Source organism: Streptococcus sp. 3613 (assembly GCF_013277375.1).
GTDB classification, from domain to species: domain Bacteria; phylum Bacillota; class Bacilli; order Lactobacillales; family Streptococcaceae; genus Streptococcus; species Streptococcus pseudopneumoniae.
This window is the reverse complement of sequence record NZ_VMMV01000063.1, coordinates 1-7,410: the sequence shown is the minus strand read 5'-3', so window position 1 is coordinate 7,410 and position 7,410 is coordinate 1. Positions and strand designations below refer to the sequence as shown.

Below are 7,410 nucleotides of genomic sequence, written 5' to 3'. Positions count from 1 at the left end.
GAACAAGTGTGGAAAGAGAAAGGCATCACGTGTGTAGGAAGAACCTAACTCCTTTGTATAAGCCTGAAATAAGGCATCAATTGTAACAAATTCTCCTGCCTCTGCAGCCTTCAAATGACGGGCAAGAAAGGCTTTCTCTTCCTCAATTGTCATATATGCATGGTTACGACCACCACGTATTTCTTGAAGGAGAGAGTCGAGTCCGAACTCCTCATATTTTTTTACAGTTGGCCAAATCGTTGTTTGATTACAGTCTAAAAGCTCTATAATCTCTTTATAAGATTTACCCATCAGACGAAATAGAACGATTTGAAGGCGTTTATGATATTTAGCTGTACTAGAGTCTTTTAAAAGTGTTTTGATAGCTTGGATTTCTTCTTTAGTTGATTTCATATTACTATTGTATAATGCTTTTTTATTTTAGTCTAGTCTAACAATTCATACCTTTGTATCTCTTTTGTTGTTTCTTCTTTTTTATCATTATCAACCCCAACAGTCACAAAGTTTACTCCAATAAATATAACCATGTAAAACAATACCAAGGCAAAGCCCAAACCCTTTAATAACTTCATTTTCTTTTCTCTACTTTCTTTTTTGTGTTAGTCTTTTTAGTTTATCTTAATTATATATACTCTTAAAACCCAAGGGGTAAAAATCCCCCCTTACAATCCTACCATTTCATCAAGCCAGCTAGAGAAATTGTCTTCCTTTGTATCTTCCTCATTCCATTCAAAATCTTCCAAGTATGTTCTATTAGTGATTAGTTTGACACGTTTGTTTTGGTATTGGGGATCTAAATAGAATAGGGGGTCTCTTCACTATACAAGTTAGCGAGGACCCGAACTCTTTTCCTATACTCTACTCGTTTTATTGGACCACTTTTTGAGACAATTCTAGTGTATATGTTTTATACAATTGATGGCAAGTTTGATTCTCTCCTATTTTAATCAAGGAAACACAAGGTAAGACAAGTCCTGACCAGATAGACTCTAGTATTTCCTCACGATTTGAATGTTCTTCTAACTTGGCAACAATCTGAGGAGCCATCTTATAGTAGGATTCAATTTCCTCCTGACCACCATCTTTAAAAGCTAGATAAGAATCCCTGAATTTTCGCAAAGTCATCAATTCATCACAGTCATCTGCCAATCCCTTGTAAGTTACAGCTGCTTCTGTCAAATAACAACCTCTTTGTTCAATCTGATAGTAAGCATCTGGTTCACCAAAAAATCCAGTTCTAGAGTGCACATATCTCTCTGCATCACTCCTACGTTGAAAAACAGCTACTTCTCTTCCCTTACGATATACAATAAATTCCATTTCTTTTACCTCCCTATCTTACAATATTTAATAATTCCTCATAACTTGAAACCACATCATAGATGTGCTGATCATTAATCAATCCAGCTTGAGCTAACGCTTTAAAATGAGCACGCGCACAGGAAATTTTTGCTTGCTCAGCTTGTTTTAATTGAAGACTAGACATAGAGCCTTTTGTTTCTGCAACAAAATAGATATGCTTGACACTACCTTCACGGAAGGCGATTGCCCAGTCAGGGTTATAGTTTCCAAGTGGAGTCGCAATACTGAACTTCCCTGGTAACTTCACATAAACACGAACATCCTCGTATTGTTCCAAAGATTCTTTAAACGTCTTCTCCGTATTTGAATCAACTTTTACAAAATTGTAAATCCCTTTTTTGGATTCAAGTAAGTGATCATCTGATCTGTTAGCAGTTTCAGGATTGTCATAAAACAAGTCCATATCATACTCTTCATTTAACACATTATACTGAATATGCTTGATAATTTGACTTGCTTTTTGTTCATTAATAAGCTTTGAAACCTTAAGAATAAACTCTTCTGGATTTTGTTTAAACTTGTCAAATTGGTAGACATAGATTTTACTTAATATTTCCGCAACCAATTTACGAGTTAAACCAGTCTGCTCAGCAATCTCCCCTAGCAAATCATATTTGGTCATAATCTGCGAATCCGTTAGATATTCTTGTTGGCGATCATTTTCAGCTACCGTAAAGTTCAGTCCCTCTTCTTTACTCATATCTGCTGCACTTGCTTGAGTTATTTGGAAACTTGGTTTGCTAACGACTAATTTCTCATTGATATAGTCAACCGAATGTTTTACCAATTCCGCATCATCAAATTCTACTTGATAGCTGGTCTTTCGATTGATTTGCTTCCAGAGATTTAAGAATTCTTTTCGAGCAATATTTTCTTGATTGACCTCATTTGAGAACTGAATGACTGAATGATTGGCATTTTCAATTTCATACTGTCCAACATGATAAACGCTCTCCAATATCTCTACCAGCTTATCCTCATAACCTGCTAGTGTTTCAGACAGTTGTAACTGATGATTTTCTTTTGCAGTAAAATATTCTGTAGTTAATTGCCCTTCACGGTCTATATAGCCTTGTCGGATCAAATCAAAGTGAATCGAATCTGCTTGTTCCTTGGTAATACGTCTTGTTTGTCCTTCTTGATTGGTTAGAACTTTATTCGCAAAAAGACTAACATCCACTTTTGCAGGACGATCTGCTAAGAGTTCTTTGATTTCTTCTTGTAGACTTCGAGCAAATTGATCATAACTTTCATTTGCAATTACTGTCAGTTTATTGATTTCATGAACATCATTTCCTAAGAGTTCAAAATCCTGACGAATTCCGTTTTGGTCAACTGCCAAACGCATACCACGACCGATTTCTTGACGTTTACGGGTTTCTGCTGAAGATTGCTTCAGCGTACAGATTTGAAAGACATTAGGATTATCCCATCCCTCTTTTAGAGCTGAGTGAGAAAATAGGAAACGAACTGGCTCTTCAAAGCTCAACAAACGCTCCTTGTCCTTCATAATCAAGTCATAGGCATCGGTGTCATTTGAAAGATTACTTTTCTTTTCACTGGCAGATTTATAATCTACGAAAATGGTCTTATCTGACTTCTTCACTTTATCTACCGAAAAGTAACCAGCATGAACTGAATTTCCCTCAAGATTAGCCTCCAAATATCTACGATAAGGAGTTGGTTCCTGTGTTCGGATAAACTGGTTTACTTGATTTCGATATTCTTCTTCAAAAATCTGAGCGTATTCACCATTATAGGCATCATTATGTTCATCATATTGTTTATACTTGGCCACTTCATCGATGAAAAATAGGGATAATACTTTAATTCTTCGATTGTACAGTTTACTTTCTTTTTCGAGATGACTTTTTATAGTTTCTCGGATTTGAATTCTTCTGATGCTCGACTCATCCACTTCCCCTATCACTTCACCAACATGAAGTTCTTGCGTCACGCCAACTTGAAGTTTGTTCTCCCTTGCATCAAAGTGACTAAGGGTCATTCCTTTATAAGCAGATAAATTCCCTGATTCAGCGTATAAATCAAAGGGTTCTTCCACTACCTTCAATTTCCTTTTGACACCTGACTGCGTTTTTACTTCAAACTCAATTTTTGCTTTGGGTGCTCCTGTTTTTTGTGGAATGATTTCTTGTAGATAAAGATAGCCTTGTGTCCCGGTCGTCCCAGTTTGCTCAATAGCCTTAACCGCAATCTTTTTCACTAATTTTTGATTGTAAGCATCCATGGCATCCAATCTATAAACCATATCATGCTTTTCCTTGTGTGTAGCCGAATAGCGTAGCGTAAACAATGGCTTAAAATCTTTTAGTCTTTCCTTTGTCTGTTTCCCTTCAACAGATTGAGGCTCATCAATAATCATAATCGGATTCATAGCTGCCAATACATCAATCGGACGACGCCAACGGAAACTTTCCTGCTCAGAATGAATCCGTCGCGCATCTTTCCCTTTCGCATTAAAAGCTTGAGAGTTGATGACCATAATTTGAAGGTCTGACGAATTGGCAAAACTATCCAAATCACCTAAACGTGAAGAATCGTAGACAAAATAGCGTGGTTGTTTGCCATACTCCATCTGAAAGTGGCTTGACATGATCTGTAGAGATTTGAGAACTCCTTCACGAATGGCTACACTTGGAACGACAATGACAAATTTAAGCCAGCCATAGCGTTTATTCAACTCCATAATTGTACGGATATAAGTGTAGGTCTTCCCTGTTCCCGTCTCCATCTCTATGGAAAAATTATAAGCTTCTCGTCCAGCAATCATATCAATCGATAGTTTATCAGAAGGACGCAAACCATAGCGAGTTTGCATAGTATGAACATTTTCTCGTATACTTGCTTGACTCAATTGAATCGGTGCATTTCGATAAGCATCTAAAACCAAATCTACCTCATCTGACTTGAGACGACCTGGATCCGCCATATACCGAACTCCAGTATGTTTAGCTTGTCCTTGAAATAAATCCGCAATGGCACTAACCGCATCCAACTGGAATTGTTGTTTTTTAAATTGTAGTTTCATAATTTATTTTCTTCTTTATAATTTATTACTTTTAAGATAAAACCAAATACCAGATAAGAACTAATGGAATCAATAAATATTGAAACCAAATAATGATTTTATTCCAACTAAAATCATGTCTCTTGATAAATTTCTCAATATAAATAAAGGCATTTTTCAGCCAACACTTTTTCTTATCATCTTCACTTGTCTCATCTATTACTTTAGATTCCTTATCAGATTGCGAATCTCCTTGACCATATTTTCTCACCTGATACTTTTTAGCACACTTGTGATCATAATATGAATGATTTTCATTTCCCCGTAAACTAATTTGATACCTTGACATTATCTGTTGATACTTATTAATTTTTTCATCATCACTAAGTTATTTTTGGAAAATAATTGATTTTAATTCAAGTAAAAAGTCTTCTAATTCTAACTGATGATAGTGTAGTTTCAAAGCTCTCTCATTATAATTCAACTTTACAACAAAATTCTGGACAAGTAAAGAGTATATGGAAAACAAAGCAGATAAAGCTAATCTATCTTTATTTTCAGGTTTTATTAACGAATACACTAATAAACCCGTTGACATTATACTCATTGCTAAAAAGATCAATTCCCATTTTTCAGCATATTCGTACAATCTTTTACTCGTATTAATCCTAGCTGAACGCACAATATCTATCGAATTGCATTTTAAGTTAATCTCATAGTCTATATCTCTATCTTTAAAATCAAGAATTTCGCTCACATTACACCACCTTCACTTTCGTATGTGGTGACAATTCTTTGAAGATTTCACTTACGTTAATCTTATCTGCTGAATTGGCAAATGAGCTATCACGGAAAACAGCACGGAGTGGTTGTGCTTGAGCGATGTGACGGATAACTTCTTCTGATATTTCATCTTCAAAACAAGCCATGAGTGAGCCTTGATCTACATCATAGATTTCTGCTCCTGCTACTTTCTCCAAATCAATGGTTAGTGACAGTTCCATACCCCATGTCAGCATCACTTGGAAAAGTAAGTCGAGGCCAGTACGTCCTTCCTTGATATTGGATACACTATCAAAGAGTTCTCCTTGAATAAATTGATCCGGTCTAGCTGAAACATCCTTAAAGTTAGAAGAATCTAACTTATAAGCTTTAAAACCAAAGTCCTGCTTGCCAACCAACTCTGGATGCTCCTCCTGAATCTTTGCAGCAGCACGACGAATCCGCTCCCGAGAAATCTGGTCAATAGTTTCATAACCTGCTTCTTTAGCAACAGACTTATCAGCTACTTCCTCATCCAACGTACACAGGATAAACTTACGATTTCCACCATCTTCAGCATTCAGTTGCATGACTGCATCAGCTGTAGTACCAGAACCACCGAAGAAGTCGAGAATTACAGAATCTTGCTTACTAGAATATTTAAGCAAGTCTTTTACAAATAGTACTGGTTTAGGAAAATCAAAAAACTTCTTATTTTCAAATACTTTATTAAGTTCAGGAGTTGCATTAAAATTTGAAAATTCTTTAGTAATATAGTCCAACGTTGTATAAGGATTTGAAGGAACTACAGGATTATCATTATTATCACGATATTCATAAGATTTAGCATATACTTTCCATCGTTCACCTTGTTTTTTAAAAACTAAATAATCATTTTCTAATCCCCATTTAACTTTTTCTTTAGACCATCTGAATATTTTACTTTTATCATGAAAACCTTCACCTGGCCAAATTTCAGTCCCATCTGGTGCAGTTATAGGATAATTCAGACTATCTGAGTATTGAAGGCTCCCCTTGTCTAATTGTGAGATATAGTATCTACCTCTAGAATTTATAAACTCGTCTTCTAAAGGATATAATTTTAATCGTTCCTTCTCACTTTTTTCTCTTCTATTGAGCGTCAAATTATCAAAGTTTTTGGAATACGTTAATAAGTATTCATGATAAACCGAAGCGGTAGTTGAGTCTTGTTTTCCTGAATTTATAGTTCTTCTAACAAAAGTTGCTACAAAATTCTCTTCCCCAAATATCTCATCACAAATAGCTTTCAGATTAGCTTGTTCATTATCATCAATAGAGATAAAGATAACACCTGAATCTTTGAGGAGATTTCTTGCTAAGCGCAGGCGTGGATACATCATATTGAGCCAGTCTGAGTGATAACGGGCCGAAGTTTTTTCATTTTTTGTAAGCCCAACTACCTGGCGCCCTTCTTCATCCAAAAGTTCCATCTCTTCCTTCAACTCTTCATCTGTTTTTTGGAACTTATCAGAATATACAAAGTCTTTCCCTGTATTATAGGGTGGATCGATATAAATCATATCGATTTTTCCTAGATAGGATTCTTGTAAGATTTTCAAGACTTCTAAATTATCTCCAGTAATAAAGACATTTTCACTGTTTTCAAAGTCAACACTTTCATCAAGATCTGGTCTTAGGGTTTTAGTAGTTGGTCGCCCAGCTTCTGCAATAGCTTCACGCTTTCCAACCCAAGTAAACTCATAGGATTCTCGACCATCCACAATTTCCTCTGATAAAAACTGTTTAAGCTTCTCAAAGTCAATCGCAGGACGTAATCTGCCGTATTCATCCCTCTTTTCCGTCAGAACTTCAGGAAAAAGTTGACCAATTTTTGAAATATTATCTGTAAAAACATCTTTTGAAGTGAGAGTTAATTTCTCAAGTCCAGACTTTTCACCTGCGTGCTGTGCTGTGCTGTGCTGTGCTGTGCTGTGCTGTGCTGTGCTGTGCTGTGCTGTGCTGTGCTGTGCTGTGCTGTGCTCATGGTAGTATCCTTTCTTAGCTTTGTCAAGCTTTTGTAATTTTAATTTTCTAACAAATTAAGTTGGCTTATCCTATCTTTGTAATGCTTCATTTTTAATACATTACAGCTTCATTTTATCAAAAATAAGGATTGAAATCAAAAGAGTTCTCTAATCTCAATTTCTGATTTTTCTTTATATTTATACTCTTCAAAAATCTCTTCAAACCACATCAACGTCGCCTTACCGTATATA

7 protein-coding genes are annotated in these 7,410 nt (G+C 35.7%); all 7 read right to left on the bottom strand.

Going from position 1 to position 7,410, the window contains the following annotated elements; all coding sequences use genetic code 11:
* On the bottom strand, window positions 1-393 hold a 393-nt coding region (locus tag HT708_RS08030; RefSeq protein WP_172926240.1), incomplete at its 3' end, for a helix-turn-helix domain-containing protein.
* A gap of 32 nt (window positions 394-425) precedes the next feature.
* Window positions 426-572 (bottom strand): hypothetical protein, encoded by a 147-nt coding sequence (locus HT708_RS08025; RefSeq protein ID WP_000770987.1) that lies wholly within the window; start codon window positions 570-572, stop codon window positions 426-428.
* A 295-nt stretch (window positions 573-867) separates the two neighbouring features.
* On the bottom strand, window positions 868-1,320 hold the full coding sequence (locus HT708_RS08020; RefSeq protein WP_050223616.1) for a CFI-box-CTERM domain-containing protein: 453 nt from the start codon (window positions 1,318-1,320) through the stop codon (window positions 868-870).
* A gap of 13 nt (window positions 1,321-1,333) precedes the next feature.
* The gene (locus HT708_RS08015; RefSeq protein WP_172926239.1) at window positions 1,334-4,411 is read right to left on the bottom strand and encodes a DEAD/DEAH box helicase family protein; all 3,078 of its coding nucleotides are present in this window, start codon (window positions 4,409-4,411) and stop codon (window positions 1,334-1,336) included.
* Window positions 4,412-4,442: 31 nt separating this feature from the next.
* Window positions 4,443-4,661 (bottom strand): hypothetical protein, encoded by a 219-nt coding sequence (locus HT708_RS08010; protein WP_166735439.1) that lies wholly within the window; start codon window positions 4,659-4,661, stop codon window positions 4,443-4,445.
* 117 nt (window positions 4,662-4,778) lie between these two features.
* Window positions 4,779-5,147, bottom strand: coding sequence for an SLATT domain-containing protein (locus HT708_RS08005; RefSeq protein WP_172926238.1), 369 nt, complete (start codon window positions 5,145-5,147; stop codon window positions 4,779-4,781).
* Window position 5,148: 1 nt separating this feature from the next.
* Window positions 5,149-6,915: a site-specific DNA-methyltransferase gene (locus HT708_RS08000; RefSeq protein ID WP_172926237.1), complete on the bottom strand. Its 1,767-nt coding sequence runs from the start codon at window positions 6,913-6,915 to the stop codon at window positions 5,149-5,151.
* Window positions 6,916-7,410 lie beyond the last annotated feature (495 nt).